Source organism: Dyella sp. 05T440 (assembly GCF_056395965.1).
In genome coordinates, this window is record NZ_JBFTKN010000001.1 from 217,557 (window position 1) to 235,094 (window position 17,538).

15 protein-coding genes are annotated in these 17,538 nt (G+C 65.7%); 5 read left to right on the top strand and 10 right to left on the bottom strand.

All coding sequences use genetic code 11. The features are described 5' to 3' along the window. Positions 1-9: 9 nt before the first annotated feature. The 4 genes from AC1DE1_RS00870 to AC1DE1_RS00885 all read right to left on the bottom strand — a co-directional run bounded on the left by AC1DE1_RS00870 (position 10) and on the right by AC1DE1_RS00885 (position 5,697). Positions 10-1,857 carry a tetratricopeptide repeat-containing diguanylate cyclase gene (locus tag AC1DE1_RS00870; protein ID WP_441602861.1) on the bottom strand — a complete coding sequence of 616 codons (1,848 nt, stop codon included), beginning with the start codon at positions 1,855-1,857 and terminating at the stop codon, positions 10-12. After that, positions 1,854-2,150 carry a hypothetical protein gene (locus AC1DE1_RS00875; protein WP_441602862.1) on the bottom strand — a complete coding sequence of 99 codons (297 nt, stop codon included), beginning with the start codon at positions 2,148-2,150 and terminating at the stop codon, positions 1,854-1,856. Before AC1DE1_RS00875 ends, AC1DE1_RS00870 begins: the two co-directional genes overlap by 4 nt. 489 nt (positions 2,151-2,639) lie before the next feature. Then, on the bottom strand, positions 2,640-3,419 hold the full coding sequence (locus AC1DE1_RS00880; protein WP_441602863.1) for an alpha/beta fold hydrolase: 780 nt from the start codon (positions 3,417-3,419) through the stop codon (positions 2,640-2,642). 721 nt (positions 3,420-4,140) lie between these two features. Further along, the gene (locus AC1DE1_RS00885) at positions 4,141-5,697 is read right to left on the bottom strand and encodes a S53 family peptidase (RefSeq protein ID WP_441602864.1); all 1,557 of its coding nucleotides are present in this window, start codon (positions 5,695-5,697) and stop codon (positions 4,141-4,143) included. A 187-nt stretch (positions 5,698-5,884) separates the two neighbouring features. Here AC1DE1_RS00885 and hemB point away from each other — a divergent pair, with 187 nt between their 5' ends. Continuing rightward, positions 5,885-6,877, top strand: coding sequence for a porphobilinogen synthase (gene hemB, locus AC1DE1_RS00890; protein ID WP_441602865.1), 993 nt, complete (start codon positions 5,885-5,887; stop codon positions 6,875-6,877). Positions 6,878-7,442: 565 nt separating this feature from the next. Here hemB and AC1DE1_RS00895 read toward each other — a convergent pair. Next, the gene (locus tag AC1DE1_RS00895) at positions 7,443-7,772 is read right to left on the bottom strand and encodes a hypothetical protein (RefSeq protein WP_441602866.1); all 330 of its coding nucleotides are present in this window, start codon (positions 7,770-7,772) and stop codon (positions 7,443-7,445) included. A gap of 69 nt (positions 7,773-7,841) precedes the next feature. Between AC1DE1_RS00895 and soxR the strand changes: the two genes are divergently transcribed. Next, on the top strand, positions 7,842-8,312 hold the full coding sequence (gene soxR, locus AC1DE1_RS00900) for a redox-sensitive transcriptional activator SoxR (protein ID WP_441602867.1): 471 nt from the start codon (positions 7,842-7,844) through the stop codon (positions 8,310-8,312). Here the strand turns inward: soxR and AC1DE1_RS00905 are convergent. Genes AC1DE1_RS00905 through AC1DE1_RS00915 form a run of 3 tightly spaced genes read right to left on the bottom strand, consistent with a single transcriptional unit; the run spans position 8,309 to position 9,402 of the window. Further along, positions 8,309-8,689: a tautomerase family protein gene (locus tag AC1DE1_RS00905; RefSeq protein ID WP_441602868.1), complete on the bottom strand. Its 381-nt coding sequence runs from the start codon at positions 8,687-8,689 to the stop codon at positions 8,309-8,311. The genes soxR and AC1DE1_RS00905 overlap by 4 nt on opposite strands. Positions 8,690-8,710: 21 nt before the next feature. Then, positions 8,711-9,247: a DUF4865 family protein gene (locus AC1DE1_RS00910; RefSeq protein ID WP_441602920.1), complete on the bottom strand. Its 537-nt coding sequence runs from the start codon at positions 9,245-9,247 to the stop codon at positions 8,711-8,713. Positions 9,248-9,252: 5 nt separating this feature from the next. After that, the gene (locus AC1DE1_RS00915) at positions 9,253-9,402 is read right to left on the bottom strand and encodes a hypothetical protein (protein WP_441602869.1); all 150 of its coding nucleotides are present in this window, start codon (positions 9,400-9,402) and stop codon (positions 9,253-9,255) included. A 105-nt stretch (positions 9,403-9,507) separates the two neighbouring features. Here AC1DE1_RS00915 and AC1DE1_RS00920 point away from each other — a divergent pair, with 105 nt between their 5' ends. The 3 genes from AC1DE1_RS00920 (at position 9,508) to AC1DE1_RS00930 (ending at position 13,680) form a co-directional block, all read left to right on the top strand. After that, positions 9,508-10,398 (top strand): LysR substrate-binding domain-containing protein, encoded by an 891-nt coding sequence (locus AC1DE1_RS00920; RefSeq protein WP_477178240.1) that lies wholly within the window; start codon positions 9,508-9,510, stop codon positions 10,396-10,398. A gap of 91 nt (positions 10,399-10,489) precedes the next feature. Then, positions 10,490-12,334: a monovalent cation:proton antiporter-2 (CPA2) family protein gene (locus tag AC1DE1_RS00925; protein WP_441602871.1), complete on the top strand. Its 1,845-nt coding sequence runs from the start codon at positions 10,490-10,492 to the stop codon at positions 12,332-12,334. 176 nt (positions 12,335-12,510) lie between these two features. After that, positions 12,511-13,680: a glycosyltransferase family 9 protein gene (locus tag AC1DE1_RS00930; RefSeq protein ID WP_477178831.1), complete on the top strand. Its 1,170-nt coding sequence runs from the start codon at positions 12,511-12,513 to the stop codon at positions 13,678-13,680. On the opposite strand, the gene AC1DE1_RS00935 is transcribed toward AC1DE1_RS00930, so the two are convergent. Together AC1DE1_RS00935 and AC1DE1_RS00940 are read right to left on the bottom strand one after the other, a co-directional pair. Continuing rightward, positions 13,599-17,063, bottom strand: a complete 3,465-nt coding sequence (locus AC1DE1_RS00935; RefSeq protein WP_441602873.1) for an ankyrin repeat domain-containing protein — start codon at positions 17,061-17,063, stop codon at positions 13,599-13,601. The genes AC1DE1_RS00930 and AC1DE1_RS00935 overlap by 82 nt on opposite strands. A 71-nt stretch (positions 17,064-17,134) precedes the next feature. Continuing rightward, positions 17,135-17,437, bottom strand: coding sequence for a YcgL domain-containing protein (locus AC1DE1_RS00940; protein ID WP_441602874.1), 303 nt, complete (start codon positions 17,435-17,437; stop codon positions 17,135-17,137). Positions 17,438-17,538 lie beyond the last annotated feature (101 nt).

A 17,538-nucleotide genomic window follows, 5' to 3' on the forward strand; every position in this document is an offset into this window, starting at 1 on the left:
GGCTGGTGCCTAGCTCGGAAGACCGGCGATGCCTTCGATCGGATGATCGTGGGGCGGCTCCGCCGCCGGCACGGTCGTGGGCACGATGCCCTCGGCATGCTCGCCGTAGATGACGCGGTTGCGGCCTTCGCGCTTGGCCTGGTACAGCGCGTTGTCGGCATCGATCATCAGCTGGCGCAATTCGTAGCCGCTGCGATCGGTAGACGCCACGCCAAAACTCGAGGTGATCACCACGTTGCGGGTCTCGCCCCACAGCGGGGTGGCGGCAATCGCCTGGCGGATGCGCTCGGCGCGTTCGCGCGCCTGCGACGCGCTGCAGTCAGGCAGGTACAACGCAAACTCTTCGCCGCCGAGGCGCCCGAAGATGTCGCGGCGATGCAGATGGTGCTGGCAGGCAGCGACGGCGCGCTTGAGCACCAGGTCGCCGATGACGTGGCCGTGCGTATCGTTCACTTCCTTGAAGTGATCCAGGTCCAGCAGGATCAGACACGAGGTGCGGGTGGCCTTGGCCGCCGCGCGCAACGCCAGTTCGGTCTCGTCGATGAAGTGCTGGCGGCTGTGGATGCCGGTGAGGCTGTCGCGTGTCGCCAGACGCTTGAAGCGCATCTGCGAGCGCTTGATGCGCAGCAGCCATAGCGCGATCGAGGCCACCACGGTGAGCAGCAGGGCGATATACAGCCGGCTGGTCTCCATGTCCTTGTGGTCGAGCTTGCGCTGCAGTTGCAGGATCTCGTTCTGCTTGTTGAGCGAATCGACCTGCACCTTGTTGGCCAGCAATTGCTGCCTGACCGTCTGATAGGCGATGGCGCGGGCGCTCACGTCGGTGAGATAGCCCTTGTCCGCATCCATGTACAACTTGTGGAGGTCGAGCGCGGCACGCGTGTTGCCTTCGCGTTCCTCGACCTGGTACAGCACCTGGTAGGCCGGCCCCAGTGAATCGGAGTATTTGTCCTTGATGGCTTCGGCAACGGCTTCGCCCGCGTATTTGCGCGCCGCCGTGGCGTCGCCCAGCTGCCAGTAAGCCTGCGCCAGCGTCACGTTGACCGCGTTCATCAGCACGCGATAGTGGTACGAGACGAATTCGTCGTAATGCGCCTGCAGCAGGGCGATGGCGTCCTTGGGGCGCCCCTGGTCGATCGCGTACTTGGCCTGGTCGTTGCGCAGCGAGTTGGCATACAAGGCCTGGTTGGCCTTGATGCACGTATCGATGCCGCGATCGTATTCGGGATCGGTGCCGCGCACCTTGCCTGCGCGGAACAGCACGCGCAGCTTGAACGCCATGCCCTGGCACGCGCGGTCGCGCAATTGGGGGTCATCCAGGATGCGCTGCGCGTAGCTGGACGCCAGGTCGAACTGCCCCGCCGCGGCAAGGAACTGCGCGCCTTCACCGAGTGCCTGGTAGCGGGCCTCCGGATCTTTCGCCGCCGGCATCAGATCCATCAGTACGCTCAGTTGGGTGAACGCTTCCTCGTAGTGCCGACTGAAGCCGAGGATGTTCACCAGCGTGGCCAGCGCGCGAACCTGCAGCGTGGTCTCGCCCGAGTGCGTGACGATGTCGTGCAGCGCCGGCCCGGCGACGTCGTAGCGACCTTCGAACGCCAGTTGCCAGGCATCGAGATAGCGCAAATGCCATTGCTGGTCGGAGGAAAGCTCGCTCGCGCGCTGGTCCAGTTCACCGAGCAGGCGCAGGAACTGGGCGTGGTCGGCGGTTTTGATCTTGTCGGCCTGCGCCAGCATCTGCACCGGATCTTGCGCAGGCGCAGCTGCGGCCGCGACGGCCGCACCTGCGTGCCAACCTGACAGCAGCACTGCCAGGATGATCGCCCGCCCGAAGTGGCCGGCGCGGAACATCGTCATGCTTTCTTGCTGGGCTTGGACGGGGGTGCGTCGCTCTCGCTCTCTTCGCCTTCCTCGCCTTCCTGCTCTTCTTCCTCTTCCTCGTCGGGGCGACGCGGCACGGTCTGGAAGCAGCACAGCGGTACGACCTTCAGCAGCGCATGAAGCTCTTCCACGTTGCGAGCCAGGATGGCTTCACCGGCGGTAGCCTCGATCTTTGCATCGGCCAGCGCCAGTGCGATTTCGTCCTTGGCGCCCTGAAATAAACGCGCGTCGCTGCCAAGCCTTTCCAGAAACTCGATCACGTTGGACATGCGGTTTTCCCCCCTAGCGGTTGATACGACGGCCACAACTTCCTTGCGCCTTGCGCGTGAACGGCGACGCTGCGCTTTTCCCAGGCGGAAGGAGCGGCAACGAGGTCTCGCTTGTTTTCCCCGATATCCCCACGCGACTGGCCGATTCGACTTTGCCCCTGGCTCGGCGCGATTTGTGATGATAGCGCTGTTTTTTGCTGGAAATGTGCAAGGTGAAGACGACGCCGGACCTGCGCCGGCTCGGCGTCGAGACAGACCGGGCCGCCGCGGATCGCATGTCGACTTAGATGCGGTGCGCGCCGGCGATGGCAGCGGTATCCGCCAGCGTGAGATCGGCCATGGACTTGGATCGATTCGATAGCATGCTTCGTTGGGCTTGGACATTCGGGCAGCAGTCGCTGCCCACGCAAACGAAGCTGGCGGCCTGAAGGCGAGCTTGGGCGACGTGCTCCAGCACCGAGGTGACCGGCAGGTTAGCGTCCGATTGTGTCATTGCGCGTACGAAGAGGTCCCCACGAAGGACATCACTTCGGCCAGGAAGGCGTCCGTATGTTCGCCATGCAGGCGATGCCCACTGCCGAACTGGCGGGTGACGGCGTGCGGAATCTGTGCGGCCAGCAGGGGCAGTCGCGCGCTGACCAGGCCGTCGTCATGGCTGGCCAGCAACAGGCACGGGGCGCGCACGCCGCCCAGGCGTGCCCACCATGCCGGCATCGGCGTGCGCAGTTCCGGCAGCACGGTACGGGCGGAGCGCACGTCGAATTGACGCAACAGCATCAGGCGCAGCAGTTTTCCTCCACCCAGCAGATGCAGGGAGCGCACCCAGGCGGGGCCGGGCCGGGCGGCTGCCAGGGCGGCGGCGTCCGCCATGTCGCGGGGTGGTACCGGGGCGGCTTCAATGATCAGGCGACGGATGCGCTCGGGCTGGCGAGTGGCCAGTTTCAGGGCCAGATGCCCGCCCAGCGAATGGCCGATAAGGTTGATGGCGCCCAGCCCGAGCGCATCGAGCAGGGCGCTCAAGTCCTCTTCGAAATCCATCAGCGAATAGGTGGGCGTCCACTGGCTGCGCCCGTGCCCGCGCAGGTCCGGGGCGATTACCCGGAAGCCCTGTCGCGCCAACGCTTCGGCGATGTACTCCCAGCTGCCGGACTGGCTCGCAAACGCGTGGATGAGTACCACTGGTTCGCCGCCCTCGTCACCGCACGAGCGATAGGCCAGCCGATGGCCGCGCAGCGGGAGGAAGCGATGCATCGACAGGCGGCTATCCAAGACATCCGGGCTCCACGGCGCGATGGTGGCAATGTCGCATGGCGACCGGCGATGCGGTAGCAGGAAAGTCGTTACTGGCTCGCTTCATATTGAGCTGGCTATGATCGGTCGGTCGACGGGGTGTCGGCAGCACAACATCGGTCAGGCCATGGAGAGGAATAGGGCGATGAAACAGCGAACGATTTTTGCGATGGGCTTGTGGGCTGGCGTTTTAATCGCGCCGGCATGGGCGCAGCAGGACACGCCGGCTCAGTCGGAGGCGCCCTACCATGAGCCCCTGAGCGCGGCGGCAAAGACACAAGCGCCTTCGGCGCCGACACTGGCAGCTCGCGCGTCGTTGCCAACCTTTGCAGTGCAGCCCACCGCGGCCCAGCGCGTCTCGCAGAACGCGATGACGTTTGCGGCCCTCACTGCTGTCTCGCTGGCAGCCCAAAAGCGGGGCAGCTTCCCGCCCCCTGCATCTGCGCCATCGCAGCCTTATCGCCCCGCTATGTCCGTGCCTGAGCCGGCAACCACCGAACGACTTTGCCCGCCCCTGGGTTCGCAGAACATGCCGGCGGCCTGCAACACCGACGCGATCGTGACGATGGAGCACCGCGGGCCCGGCGTAGCCGTCAAGCCCTGAGCACTTCAGTCGCTTGATCGGGACGCCGGTGACACTTCCAGCGAGTGCACTGGCGCGTTGCGCAACGTCGTGACTGCCGAGGTGTGATCACTGGCTTTACGTCGTGGGCGAGGTTCCGCTGCCCGTCTTCAGTTTGGCCAGTGCATCGAGCAGGGTCTGTCCCTTGGGCGTGCCCAGGCCCGTGCATGCATCCCACCCTTTGGCTGCCTTGAACTTGCCGTTGCTGCCCTGGGTGATGTCATGGAACGCGGCAAGTCCGATGCTGTAGAACGCCTCATGCGGATCGCCGATGTTCTGCCCCAGCTGCTGGTTGAAGCGCGCGATGAGGGCCGCCCACAGCGGCGCGACTGCGCTGGTGCCGCCGATCACCTCGTTCTGTCCGTCCACGCGCACCTGATAACCGGTATTGGGATCGGCGTCGCCCGCGACGTCCGGCGTGCCGCGCCCGACGAAGCCATTGGCGGCCTTGGGGACTTTCATCGCCTTCTGCCAGGCCGGCAGCGCAAAGCTCGCGCTGACGCCGCCACCGGTGGCGCCTTCGTTGGTGGCCAGTTCGTTCCACACGGTCTCGCTGGTGATCGCCGTGCCGCTGGCCACCAGCTTGGTGCCGCCGCAGGCGAGCGCATAAGGGCTGGAGGCAGGAAAGTCGACATGCGGCTTGCCATCGCTCTCGCCATCGGTAAAGCCGCTGTCGCCACAGGCGACGGTGACGGTAACGCCAAGCGCCGCGGCATCCTGCAGTGCGCTCTCCATGGCGTTGAGCGATGAGGCGGACCAGCTGTCTTCCGGGCCGCCCCAGCTGATCGAAATCACCGACGGCTGATGGGTGGCGTCGTGCGCGGCCTGCGAGATGGCTTCGTAGAATCCCTGGTCGGTATTGGGCGCAAAGTACACGTCGATGTTCGCGCCGGGCGCGAGCGCGCCAATCACTTCCACATCGAGCATGACCTCGCCGTCCGCATCGCCACCGGGCTGGCTGCTGCCGCCCTGCACGGATACCACGTTGACGGTGGGCGGCTTGATGCCCAGCGACTGCATGCATTGGGTGAAGTCGCTCTGCGTAAAACCGCCACCGAGTTCGATCACCGCCACGCTCTGGCCCGTGCCGTCGAGCTTCGCGGGAAACTGATACAGCGTGCCCAGTGCCACCGGCGTATAGGTTTGTGCGGGCTTGGCAGCGGGGCGACGGAAGTGCGGGCGCGCGATGGGTCGCTTGTCGAAGCCGAGCACCGCAATGACGCGGGACGAAATATCGCCGGGCAGCGACGGCGGCAGATGGCACCCCATCATCTCCGGGCCGCCATCGGGCATCTGATAACGCCCCAGTTGCACGCCGAACGCCTGTTGCAGCGCCTGCGGCGTGCCGCGCAGATGCATCACGCGACGATGCAGCTCGCAACTGGTTTCGGTGAGTCCGTGACCGCGTGCGAAATTGCGAATCGACTCGGCATCCGCCGGATCGGCGCCCCACTGCGCACCGAAATCCTCGCGCGGCACGGCGGCCTGGTGCGGCCACGCAGCGGGCGTCGGATGGTCGCCGCGGCGTCGCATCACCACCGTGATATCGATGGGATCCGTACCTTCATGCGGTCCCAGGTAACGGGCTTCATTGGCGAGCGGCCAGTGATGCTGCTGGACGGCGGGCGTACTCATGGTCTGACTCCTGCGGGGCGGCGGGCAGAGAGACTGCACTCTCAAATGTTGCAGCAGGGTGTTTGCGCGGCGGCGCGTTCATGCAGGGTGCGGTTTTGTCGTCTCATCGACCGCGTCAACCTGCCTTTCCCGGCGAACCCTCCAACAGGCGCTAAAATGGGCCGATGTCCTGCCCGAGAGTTCACCCATGAGCTATCCCGCTGTCCGCATGCGTCGCATGCGTCGCGATGCCTTCTCGCGTGCGCTGATGCGCGAGAACACCTTGCTGCCCACCGACCTGATCATGGTCGCCTTCATCATCGAAGGCGAAGGGCAGCGCGAACCGGTGCCGTCCATGCCGGGCGTGGAGCGATTGTCCATCGACGAACTGCTCAAGCTCGCCGGCGAGTGCGTGCGCCTGGGGATCCCGGCGCTGGCGCTGTTCCCGTCGCCCGGTGCCGCGGTGAAAACCGAAGATGCACGCGAAGCATGGAACCCGGACAGCCTGATGCAGCGCGCCACGCGTGCGCTCAAGGCCCAGTATCCGGAGCTCGGCCTGATCGGCGACGTGGCGCTCGATCCATACACCACGCACGGACAGGACGGCCTGATCGATGAGGACGGCTACGTGATGAACGAGCCCACCATCGAAGCGCTGATCAAGATGTCGCTGGCGCAGGCCGGGGCCGGCATGGATTTCGTGGCGCCCTCGGACATGATGGATGGCCGCATTGGTGCGATTCGCGATGCGCTGGAGGATGCCGGCCACATCCATACGCGCATCCTCGCCTATTCCGCCAAATACGCTTCGGCGTTCTACGGCCCGTTCCGCGACGCCGTGGGTTCGGCCGCCAATCTCGGCAAGGGCAACAAGCACACCTACCAGATGGATGTGGGCAACAGCGACGAAGCACTGCGCGAGATCGAGCTTGATATCCACGAGGGCGCGGATGCGGTGATGGTGAAGCCGGGCATGCCTTACCTCGACGTGTTGCGTCGGGTGAAGGATGCGTTTGGCATGCCGACGTTTGTGTATCAGGTGAGCGGTGAGTACGCGATGTTGAAGGCGGCTGCGCAGAATGGGTGGCTCGACGAGAAGGCTGTTGTGTTGGAGTCGTTGACGGCGTTCAAGAGGGCGGGGGCGGATGCGATCCTGACTTATTTTGCGGTGGATGCGGCGAGGTGGTTGAGGGGGGAGTGAGGGTTCTCGCTCGTTGTCCCGGCGCGCGCATTCACTAGCTCGTCATCCCGGCGCAGGCGGAGATCCAGAGCCTCGGTTTCTGGTTGTCGCGTTACCGCAAGGGTGCCGCCTACGCGGCGGGCGTTTCGATCGGCTGCCGCCGCTCGAGTCACTTTTCTTTTGCTGGCCCAAAAGAAAAGTAACCCAAAGAAAATGGCCTGATAACGCCCGCAGCATCGTGTTGGGATAAGCCCGAACGCTCGAGGCTCGCTGTCATGGAACAACCTCCGAGGGTACACAGCGGGTACTTCAAAGCGCTGCGCAACGCGCCCGAATCGCTGAGGACTCAAAGCGGGGCCTCGCTTCGCATCGGCTTTAGTCCCGTACATTGCGAACTGAGTACCGCGCCTGGCGCTTGTCTGTGGGAGCGCACCCTGTGCGCGACAAACCTACGGAGCGATCCACCGCACTTCTCCCTCTCCCCTCCGGGGAGAGGGTCGGGTGCTCGCGGGGGCATATCTATTCTTCGTTTCAATGCCGGCGATGTGAGTGCAAGAGATAGCAAGCGCCTCACTACGTCCACCCATCACACATGCCGATACGTCCCCAGATCCGCCTGCACCCCCAACTGCTGCATGAAAGCTGCGGGATCAAACCGCTCCTGCGCATAACGCGCCTGCATCACCGCTTTGGCGGCGGCGAAGTGGGATTCGTGGCTCCATTCCACCAGGGTCATCACATTGAACTCGCCGGCCAGGTCGGGTTGGGTGAGTACCAGGTTCTGGCGGCAGCCGGGGAGTTTGTCGAGCAGGCGCTGGGTGAGGTGCAGGCGTTCCATGAAGGCCGCTAGGGCTTTGGCGGGGACGTTGAAGCGGTCGATGCGGTAGATGGATCGACGGGCGGTCGGTGGGCTCATGGGTATGCCTCGCAATGAAGTGCGTGGCACTCTAGGACCTCAAGCTAACTTGAGGTCAAGAGGTGTCGCATGAGTGAGGGTGCGAAGCACGGGCTGCCGACCACGCTGGGCGTGGGGGAGGTTGCGCGTCGCAGTGGTGTAGCGGTCTCCACGTTGCACTTCTACGAGACGAAGGGACTGATCCGCAGCGAACGCTCGGTAGGCAATCAGCGGCGGTATGCGCGTGCGGTATTGCGGCGCGTGTCGTTCATTCGTGTCGCGCAGCGCGTGGGCATCTCCCTGGCCGATATTGCTGCTGCGCTGGCTGCGCTGCCGGCCGGCGAGGCGCCCAGCCGACGCGACTGGGCGCGCTTGTCCGCCCAATGGCGCGCGGAACTGGACGAGCGCATGGCGCAGCTGAGGAAACTGCGCGACACGCTCGACGACTGCATAGGCTGCGGCTGCCTGTCGATCGACCGCTGCCGCCTGCGCAATCCCGGCGATCGACTGGCCAGCGAAGGCGCCGGGCCACGGCGGCTGCTCGTCAAGCAACGAACTTAGGCGTATGGCGCCTCGCCGTTGCCGAACGACCAGTTCTCCTTGGCCGTTTCCAGCAGGTTGATGAAGACATCCTGCGGTCGCAGTCCGGGTTCCTTGCTGAGGAGCTCCGCGGTGTACTTGTAGAACGCCTTTTTCTGCTCGACGGTGCGCGTGTTGTTGCAGGCGATCTGGATGATCACCAGGTCGTCGGTGCGCGCAATGCCGAGATAATTGGAGTCGTAGTCGAATTCGTCGGCGTCGTGCTGGTGCACCACGATGAAGCGGTCGTTCTGCGGCACGTTGAAGGATTCGATCATCGCGCGATAAATGCTGTTGCGAATGGCGGCGATGTGTTCTTTGGATTTGCCGCGGCGAAGCGAGACGCGTACGAGAGGCATGGGGGAATCTCCGGTGAAGGATCAGGGTTGTGATACGTGGCCAACGTCGTAGCGTTGGCCAGAGGTGTGGGCAGGAAGGCTCTCATCCCACAGGCGAAAGCTCACTCGCGTCCACGTGGTGGGCTCGAAGGCGCTGACGGCGGCGACGGCGCCGCGCTCGATATCACGCTGCAGCACGCTGCGTTGTTCCTCGCGCAGTGACTCGAGCGCGGCATAAGGCGCGATCGGCTGGATGTCGCGTGTAGCAAAGCGCGCATGCTCGGCCTCCGGCGAGAGATACACATCCCACACCGGCCACACGCGAATGGATGGCCAGCCGAAAGCCTTGGTGAGATTGGCGAAGCCCTCGCTGCCGAGAAAGCGTTGCATTGCCGCGCTGTCGCGCCACACGTAAAACGGCGCGTAGAGATTTTCATCCGACGACGGACCGCGCTCCGCGTGCAGATACGCCTTCAGCATCAGCCCCTCGAAGTGATCGAGCAGGTGCCCCTTGTCCGCGATGCGCTGCCGGACGATCGCCATGTCGTAGTCGGCGGGCAGGGTGAAGCTGTATTGCATCGCGATCACGAGTGAGCCTCCTCGTCTTTCAATTCGCGCAGTACCGCCGTGGCTGCAGGCCAGGCGGCATAGCAAGCCAGATGTGCCGTGAGCGTCCCGAGTTCGCCCGCCACATCGCCGAAGCTGCTTTGCCCGTGGCCGGAACGAATGCCCATGAACGACTCCTCGTGCGCTTGACGAAGCGAAGCCTAGGGCGGAGAGTACCGTCCTGAAAAGCGGAAAATATTGAATCAATAGTCCATAAAAACAGGATGATTGCCATGCGGCGGATCACCTTTGATCTCGATGTGCTGCGCACCTTCGTGACGGGCGTGGAGCTGGGCAGTTTTGCCCGCGCTGCTGACCGGCTGGGGCGCTCGACCTCGGCCGTCAGCGCGCAGCTGAAGAAACTGGAAGAGCAGGCCGGCACGCCGGTGCTGCGCAAATCCGGCCGCGGCATGGCGCTCACCGAGTCCGGCGAAACCATGCTTGCCTATGCGCGCCGCCTGCTCGAGCTCAATGACGAAGCCGCCGCCGCGCTGCACGGTGCAGAGCTGGAAGGTGCGGTGCGGCTGGGCCTGCAGGAAGATTTCGGCGAGAGCCTGCTCACTGACGTGCTGGGCCGTTTCGCCCGGGCGCATCCACGCGTGAAGGTGGAAGTGCGCATCGCGCGCAACGCTGAGCTGCTCGAGCGCGTGGGCTCGGGGCGTCTGGACCTAGCGCTGGCCTGGGAGGCCGGCATGACCACGCCTCATACCGAACGCATCGGCACCCTGCCGCTGCGCTGGATCGACGGCGCAGGTGCCGGCTCCAACTGGCCACGCAAGGACGGCGAGCCCTTGCCGCTGGTGATGCTGGACGCGCCCTGCATCATGCGGACCGCCGCCACCACGGCGCTGGACCGCGCGAATATCCCCTGGCGCATCGCCTTCACCAGCGCGAGCCTGGCGGGCACCTGGGCCGCCGTCGCGGCAGGGTTGGGCGTGTCATTGCGTACGCCCGCCGGACTCCCGGCCAGCGTGCGCGCCCTGCTGCCACACGAGACCACGCTGCCGTCGATGGGCGAATTGGGCTTGTGCCTGCACCGCGCCGAGGCCGAGTCGTCACCCGCCGTGGAGCGCCTTGCATCCATCATCACGCAACAATGGCAAGGCCTTTCGCTTGCTGCATAAGTCGTAGCGTTGATCGCTGACTTTCTCTTCAGGGGTCGGCTTACACAGCGTCAGCGTGGAATAATGCGATTCCCCCGAATGGAGCGCACGAGTGGATAGCCGCCATTTTCTGCAGACAGCGCTCGTATTCCTGCTGGCGACCGTCATCGCGGTGCCGCTGACCAAGCGCTTCCGCCTGGGTTCCGTGCTCGGGTATCTGCTGGCTGGCATCGTCATCGGTCCGCAGGAGCTGGGCCTGATCTCCGATACCGCGGGCGTGGCCACCATCTCCGAGTTCGGCGTGGTGCTGATGCTGTTCGTGATCGGCCTGGAGCTGTCGCCCCAGCGTCTGTGGGTGATGCGCAAGCAGGTGTTCGGCACGGGCCTGCTGCAGGTGCTGGCGACCAGCCTGGTGATCGGTGCGGCGGCGTACTACCTGTTTGGACTCACGGTGAATGCCGCCACCATCGTGGGCGGCAGCCTGGCATTGTCGTCCACCGCGTTCGGCTTGCAGATACTCGCCGAGCGCAAGGAAGCCGGTACGTCTTACGGGCGACAGGCGTTCGCCGTGCTGCTGTTCCAGGATCTGGCGGCGATTCCACTGATCGCGGCCGTGCCGCTGCTGGCCAGCGCATCGACCAAGCATGGTTTTGATGTCTACGCGGTGCTGCGCACGGTGGCTGCGATCGTGGCGGTAATGGTCGGTGGCCGCTATCTGTTGCGTCCGATCTTCCGCTTCGTGGCGAAGGTCGACAATGTCGAAGTGTCCACCGCCACCGCCTTGTTGGTCGTGATGGGCACAGCGTGGTTGATGGAGCTGGTGGGCGTGTCCGCCACGCTGGGTGCGTTCCTGGCCGGCGTGCTGCTGGCCGATTCCGAATACCGCCACGAACTGGAATCGCATCTCGAACCGTTCAAGGGCTTGCTGCTCGGCCTGTTCTTCATCAGCGTGGGCATGTCGATGGACCTGACCCTGCTGATCGAGCAGCCGATGCGCGTGTTCCTGCTGGTGCTGTTCCTGTTGTTGATCAAGGGCGCTCTGCTGTGGCCGCTGGGTCGCATCGTGGGCGGCCTGAATGGTCGCGATGCGCTGCGCCTGGCGGTGTTGCTGGCCTGCGGCGGCGAATTCGCGTTCGTGCTGCTCAAGCTCGCCGGCGAGCAAAACCTCATCACCACCGAGCAGCACAGCCTGCAGGTGCTGGCCATCACCTTGTCGATGGCCTTGACGCCACTGATGGTGGCCGTGCTCGGTCGCATGCTGTATCAGGCCAAGACCAAGAAAGAGCGCGAGTTCGACACCATCGTGGCCGACAAGCCGCGCGTGATCATTGCCGGCTACGGGCGCATGGGGCAGATCGTGGCGCGCATGTTGCGCGCGCAAGGCATTCCGTTCGTGGCGCTCGATCATTCGGTGGAGCAGATCGACCTGGTCCAGCGCTTTGGCAACTGGACCGACATCTTCTACGGCGATCCGGCGCGTCCGGAATTGCTGCGCGCCGCGCAGGCGGACCAGGCGGCGGTGTTTGTGCTCGCGGTGGACGATCCCGAGGCAAGCCTGCGCACGGCACGCGTGGTGCGTCGCATGTATCCGAGCCTGAAGATCATCGCGCGTGCGCGCAATCGCCAGCATGCGTGGCGACTGATGGATCTGGGCGTGGATTTGCCGGTGCGCGAAACGCTGTATTCCAGCTTGAAGATGACGCGCCAGACACTGGAAGCACTCGGCATGTCGCCGGAAATGGCGGCCGATCACGTCGAGCGTTTTCGTCGACAGGATGCCGAACTGCTCAAGCGCCAATACCTCGTCTACGACGACGATGCGCGCATTGTGCAGACCACGCGCGAAGCGCTGGTCGATCTGGAACAGCTGTTCCAGGCCGACGCTTCGCCCGAGGTCACGCGTGCCTTGGAGAAGCCCACCGATGCCAAGGCAAATGACGAAGATGTGACACGCTGACGTTGGGCTGACGGGATTTCTTGCGTGCCGTTATTGCACGTGACTGCATGCGAACTTGCGTCAAATCCGCAACTCATTTCGCCGCGCATCGGGAAAGATAGGCGCGCCTGAAGGTCGTGCCGTCGCGGGGCGGGCCGCCTGAGGGATCGGGCCTGCCCGACGTCGACCTGAATTGCATGGGCCAGCGTGCGCCACTTCATCCCGTCGTCATTCGATTCGGACGACTGGGCGACACCATTCTTTTGCAGCCACTGCTGCACAAGCTGCATCGCCGTTATGGCAGTGCATGCCGGCTCGTTTCGCTGGGCGAATGCTCGCGCGTGTTGTACGAGGGCCATGAAGACGTCGCCGAAGTGCGGAAGGTCGACAGCCAGTATGGTTCGCTCTGGCTCAATCCGCAGCGATTGCGCACGGCGTTCGCGTTGCGCGAACTGCGCGCGGCGCCGTTCTACATCTGCGAGCCGGATGTACGTACGCGCACGAAGATAAGGCCGATGCTGGCGCTGGCCGGCATTGCGCCCGAGCATTGCGTGTTCATCGAAGACACGCCGTTTATCCAGGGCGATCATTGGATCGACTGGCTGATGCGGTTTGCGGATGAAACGCCAGCGGCCTTTCACGATGCCCTGTGTTCGTCGCATGCCCTACCTTGCGCGCCACGACTGGAGCCAACCGCCATAGAACTCGGTGAAGCGCAGTTGTGGCTGGCGCGGCGCAATCTGCACGGACGTCCGTTGGTACTGCTGCAACCCGCGAACAAGCGCACGATGCGCTGGAATGGCATACGCAAGCGCGAGGACGACGACAAGTCGTGGCCGGTGGAACGATGGGCTGCCTTGTGTCGCGCCATCGTCGAAGCCATGCCCGATGCGTGTGTGCTGTTGTGTGGTTCGGCGGCCGAGGCGGCTTATCTCGCCACGATTGGCGACGCGGCAGAGCATGCGCAGGTGATTGTCCCGCGCGAAGGACTGCCGCTCGGTCATTTGCGCGCGTTGCTGCATATCGCGCACAGCATGGTGTCGGTGGATACAGGGCCTGCGCATCTGRCAGCCGCGGTGGGTTGTCCGCTGGTCGTCCTGTTCGGCAACCGCTGGCCCTCCATGTGGACGCCGCGCAGCGCAACGGGCAGCGCGGTGCACGCCATTGGCGGATTGCCGGATGTGCCCAGCGTGGATCGCATCGGACTGGATGAAGTCGTGAGCGCGTGGCGGCAGTTGCCGCCACGCCCCGAGACGATGGCTCGTCGTCTGGTCGAAGAGGCGCTTCAGTCGGCCGGCTGGGCCGGCTGCCTCAACATCTGCCGCACGCTGGGAATGGCCGAGCCGCTGCGCGCCGCCAGTTCGTGAGCGATGTCGACATAGCCGATCGCACGCGCCACATCGGCCGGCGTGCGGCCGAAGGCATCCGCCGCCTGGCGATCGGCGCCACGCGCCAGCAGCACGCGTGCCGGCGCGAGCAGCGCATGCATGGCGCAGGAGTGCAGTGCGGTGACGCCACGCTGATCGGCGTGTTCGAGCGTGGCGCCGGCATCGAGCAGCACCGGCACCAGCGCGCCGATGTGCGTGGGATCGCAATCGCTGCCCGGACGCAGATGCGCGCCAAGCAACAGCAGCAAGGGCGTCTTGCCTTCCTTGTCGGCCAGGCTCACGTCGGCGCCGCGCTTGAGCAGTGCGTCGAACAGGCGGCGCGCGCGCAGGCTGTCGTTGTGATCGAAGCCGTACTGTGCCGCCGCATGCAGCGGCGAGTGACCGCGCTCGTCCACGGCATTCACCTCGGCGCCGCCGTCGAGCAGTTGCTCGGCAAGATCGGGATAACCCATCGCGGCGGCAATCATCAGTGCGGTCGCTTCGCCCGGCAGGCGCTGGTCGACGGCCACGCCGTTCTGCAGCAGCAAGGCCACCAGTGCTTCGCGTCGCGCGCTGACGGCAGCGGCAAGCGGCGTCATGCCGTTGGTGGCGGCGAGCGTGGTGTCGGCACCCTTGTCGAGCAGCAGGGCGGCGACGTCGCGCTGGCCGGCGCCGCAGGCATGCAGCAACGCGGTGGCGCCCTGGTGATCGCGGGTGTCGACGGCAAAGCCCAGTTCGAGCAGGCGCTCGACCGCCGTGACCGCGCCGGCCTTGGCGGCGGCAGGCAGATCGTCCGCGCGCAGGGGACGCAGCGGGCGCGTCCAGTCGCCCCAATTCATCCAGCGCTCGATCGCCTCGTGCTCCAGCGCCAGGCCCAGCGGCGTTTCGCCATTGGCATCGATGGCTTCCGGATCGGCGCCATGCGCCACCAGCGAACGCACCAGCGGCAACGCGCGCTCGCCATGTTCCAGCGCGGCGAACAACGGCGTGCGGCCGCTGATATCGCGTGTATTCGGATCGCAGCCGCGTGCCAGCAAGGCTTGTAGCAAGGCCGCGTGGCCGTACGTGGCGGCAAGATGCACCGGCGTGCGTTCGCGTGCATCGGCACCGAAGGGATCGGCGCCGCGCTCGAGCATGGCCAGCGGCAAGGCCGCGCCCTGCGCGCTGTCTTCCAGGCGCAGCAAAGCCTGCGCGAGCAAGCCGGCGCCAGCGGGCGTAGCGCCGGCACTCAGCAGATCGTCGATGGCCTCGGTGGCGGCGGGCAGTTGCGGCAGCAAGGCGTCGAACAGGCGGCGTCCGAGCGGCGGCAGCGACGATTCGATGTTTTCCACGGTTTCAGCGTCGTCGACCAACTGGGGCTGCAAGCGTGCTTCGGGATCGAGCGCATGATCGAGCAGCCAACGGCGCGCGGCGCTCTGGCCGGCGCCGGCCAGATCCAGATAGAGCTGGGCGAGCTGCGACTGCGGCCACTCGCGCACGCGCTGGGTAAAGGTGGACACCACCGCCCAGTGGCCGAAACGCAGCGCGTCCAGCAGGTGCGCCGGCGTGTCCGCGCCTTCGGGCAACGCATCCATGCTCAGGCTGGCGGGCAGCGGCGTTTCCGGATCGAGCAGGGCGACCAGATCCCAGCGGCCCGCGGCAGCGGCGTAATCGAGCGCGCTGCGGCCATTGCTGCCGGCGGTCTTGGCTTCGGCGCCCAGGGCGAGCAGGGCGCGCACCACATCGGCGTGCGCCTGCGGCGACTGGCAGGCCAGGGTGAGCGCATCGCGACCATGACTGTCACGCAGGCGGGCGTCGGGCTGCGCTTCGGCAAGCAGCTTGACGATGCCTACGGCGCCGGCGCGTGCCGCTTCCATCAAGGCGGTGCTGCCGTGGCGATCCGTCAGGTTCACATCGGCGCCGGCGGCACGCAGCGTACGGGCAATCTGTTCGTGGCCTTCGGCCGAGGCAGCCATCAGGGCGCTGCGGTGGCGCGCATCCACGGCGTTGATGGCGGCGCGATGCTTGAGCAGCAGCTTCACGCCTTCGACGTCGTCGTCGGGCACGCCAGCGGCCGTCACCAGGGCGGGTTCGCCATCGGCGGGCGTGGGCTTGGCGCCGTGCTCCAGCAGGAACTTGGCCACCGGCCAGTTGGCGGCGCGGCAGGCCACGGCCAGCGGGCTGAGGCCGGCCTTGTTGAGCGCATTGATGACGGCGCCGGCGTCGAGCAGCATCGCGGCAACGATCGCCTCGCCGCTGAGCACCGCGCCATGCAGCGGCGTGTTGCCTTCCGCGTCGGTGGCCAGTGCGCTGCCGCCGTTGGCCAGCAGCGTCATCACCGCTTCGGCACGGCCATGCCAGCTGTCGCGGGTGGCGGCGAGCAGCGGCGTCAGGCCGCCGCTGGCGCGATTGACGTCGGCGCCCTTGGCGATCAGCGCGCGCAACAGGCGCATATCCGGCAGCAGGGCGGCGAGCATCAGCACCGGGCGCTGGTCGCGATCGCCCGGCGCAGGCGCCGTGTTCGGATCGGCGCCGGCTTCCACCAGGGCCAGGGCGCGCTCGATGTCGCCCTCGCGCGTGGCCATCAGCAAGGCATAAGCCTGCTCAGGCGTACCGGCGGTGCGTTCCTGCTCGGTGAGCGTCGGCGCAGGCTTGGGCGGCGGTGTCGGCGCCGGCGCATCGATCACGCCAGCGGCGGGCTGACGAGGGCGACGGCGTTCGCACAGCATGGCTCGCAGCGTACGGTTGGCGACGATCAGGCAGCCCAGCGGCATCAGAACCACGCCGTAGATCACCAGCGCCGCGGTGCGCAGCTCGGAAGGCAGCACGCCATACAGACCGGTGAGCGCGATGGCGATGAAGGCCAGCGCCAGCAGCGCAATCGCCGAAGGCAGGAAATGGGTAAAGAAGCGCTCTTCGCGTGACAAGTGGCGACCAAACGCCAGGCTGCGTGCCGTGGCGGTGAAGATCCACGAGCCGTCACTCTGGGCGGGATAAGCGTCGTCCCACACATAGACCAGGCCAAACGCCGGCCACAACCGCCACAGCGCCGCCAGCGCCACCACCAGCGCACCGGCCAGCAGCAAGGCCGCGCCGAGGCTGGGCGACTGGTTGAGCTTGAGCATCGGCCACGCCACCAGCAGGAACACCAGCACCACATAGCCGGTGAACATCACTAGGTAAGCCGCGCCACGGCGCAGCACGGTGCGGCCAAAACGCGGTTCCGGGTCGAAGCCGATCGCATGGCATACCGCCGCCATGGTCAGCGCATTGGCGACCAGCAGCGGAATCAGCGCGAGTGGATGGGCCCCGAAGGCGGCTATCGCTGCGGCGACCAGACCTGGAACGAACCAGGCGAGGGCTTGCAGAAACGGAGGCGGGCGACGCGTTTTTGAGTAGGCCATATGCGCGGAGTATAGGAATCGTGACGAGGCCAGAAGGTAATCCGGTGTTAACGGATACGGCGGCGTGCGCTTTAGTGATCGCGATCGTCGTGAGGATCGAGCGGCGCGCTGTTGTAGACAAGATGGTTGGCGGTGGCCAGCGTCTCGTTCGGCGGCAATTGCAGATGCCAACCCTGCGCGTCCAGATGCTTGATCACCTGAGCGGCGTCTTCATACGGCAGCTTGCGCTCGCCGGACAGTTCCACCTCGAGCACAAAGCGCAGGTCGCCAAGCATGAGGGCGAGCGACTCGGGCAGCCTCTCGAAATCGTCGCGGCGGCCCACCCACAGATAGGTATCGGGCTTGCGCTGGCTGGCGTAGACAAAACAGTGCATGGCGGCACCCGTCGGCAATCATGGGAGGGGCGCACCCGCGGGCGCGGTCTGAGAGATTAGCACCGCTTGTCACGCCACCGCGATTTTCCGCGTAGTCCCCT

Coding starts and splice junctions, on each gene's coding strand:
- AC1DE1_RS00920 (WP_477178240.1), top strand. CDS start 9,508: ATGCGGCGGATCACCTTTGATCTCGATGTGCTGCGCACCTTCGTGACG.
- AC1DE1_RS00885 (WP_441602864.1), bottom strand. CDS start 5,697: ATGAGTACGCCCGCCGTCCAGCAGCATCACTGGCCGCTCGCCAATGAA.
- AC1DE1_RS00895 (WP_441602866.1), bottom strand. CDS start 7,772: ATGAGCCCACCGACCGCCCGTCGATCCATCTACCGCATCGACCGCTTC.
- soxR (WP_441602867.1), top strand. CDS start 7,842: ATGAGTGAGGGTGCGAAGCACGGGCTGCCGACCACGCTGGGCGTGGGG.
- AC1DE1_RS00875 (WP_441602862.1), bottom strand. CDS start 2,150: ATGTCCAACGTGATCGAGTTTCTGGAAAGGCTTGGCAGCGACGCGCGT.
- AC1DE1_RS00915 (WP_441602869.1), bottom strand. CDS start 9,402: ATGGGCATTCGTTCCGGCCACGGGCAAAGCAGCTTCGGCGATGTGGCG.
- hemB (WP_441602865.1), top strand. CDS start 5,885: ATGAGCTATCCCGCTGTCCGCATGCGTCGCATGCGTCGCGATGCCTTC.
- AC1DE1_RS00910 (WP_441602920.1), bottom strand. CDS start 9,247: ATGCAATACAGCTTCACCCTGCCCGCCGACTACGACATGGCGATCGTC.
- AC1DE1_RS00935 (WP_441602873.1), bottom strand. CDS start 17,063: ATGGCCTACTCAAAAACGCGTCGCCCGCCTCCGTTTCTGCAAGCCCTC.
- AC1DE1_RS00905 (WP_441602868.1), bottom strand. CDS start 8,689: ATGCCTCTCGTACGCGTCTCGCTTCGCCGCGGCAAATCCAAAGAACAC.
- AC1DE1_RS00940 (WP_441602874.1), bottom strand. CDS start 17,437: ATGCACTGTTTTGTCTACGCCAGCCAGCGCAAGCCCGATACCTATCTG.
- AC1DE1_RS00870 (WP_441602861.1), bottom strand. CDS start 1,857: ATGACGATGTTCCGCGCCGGCCACTTCGGGCGGGCGATCATCCTGGCA.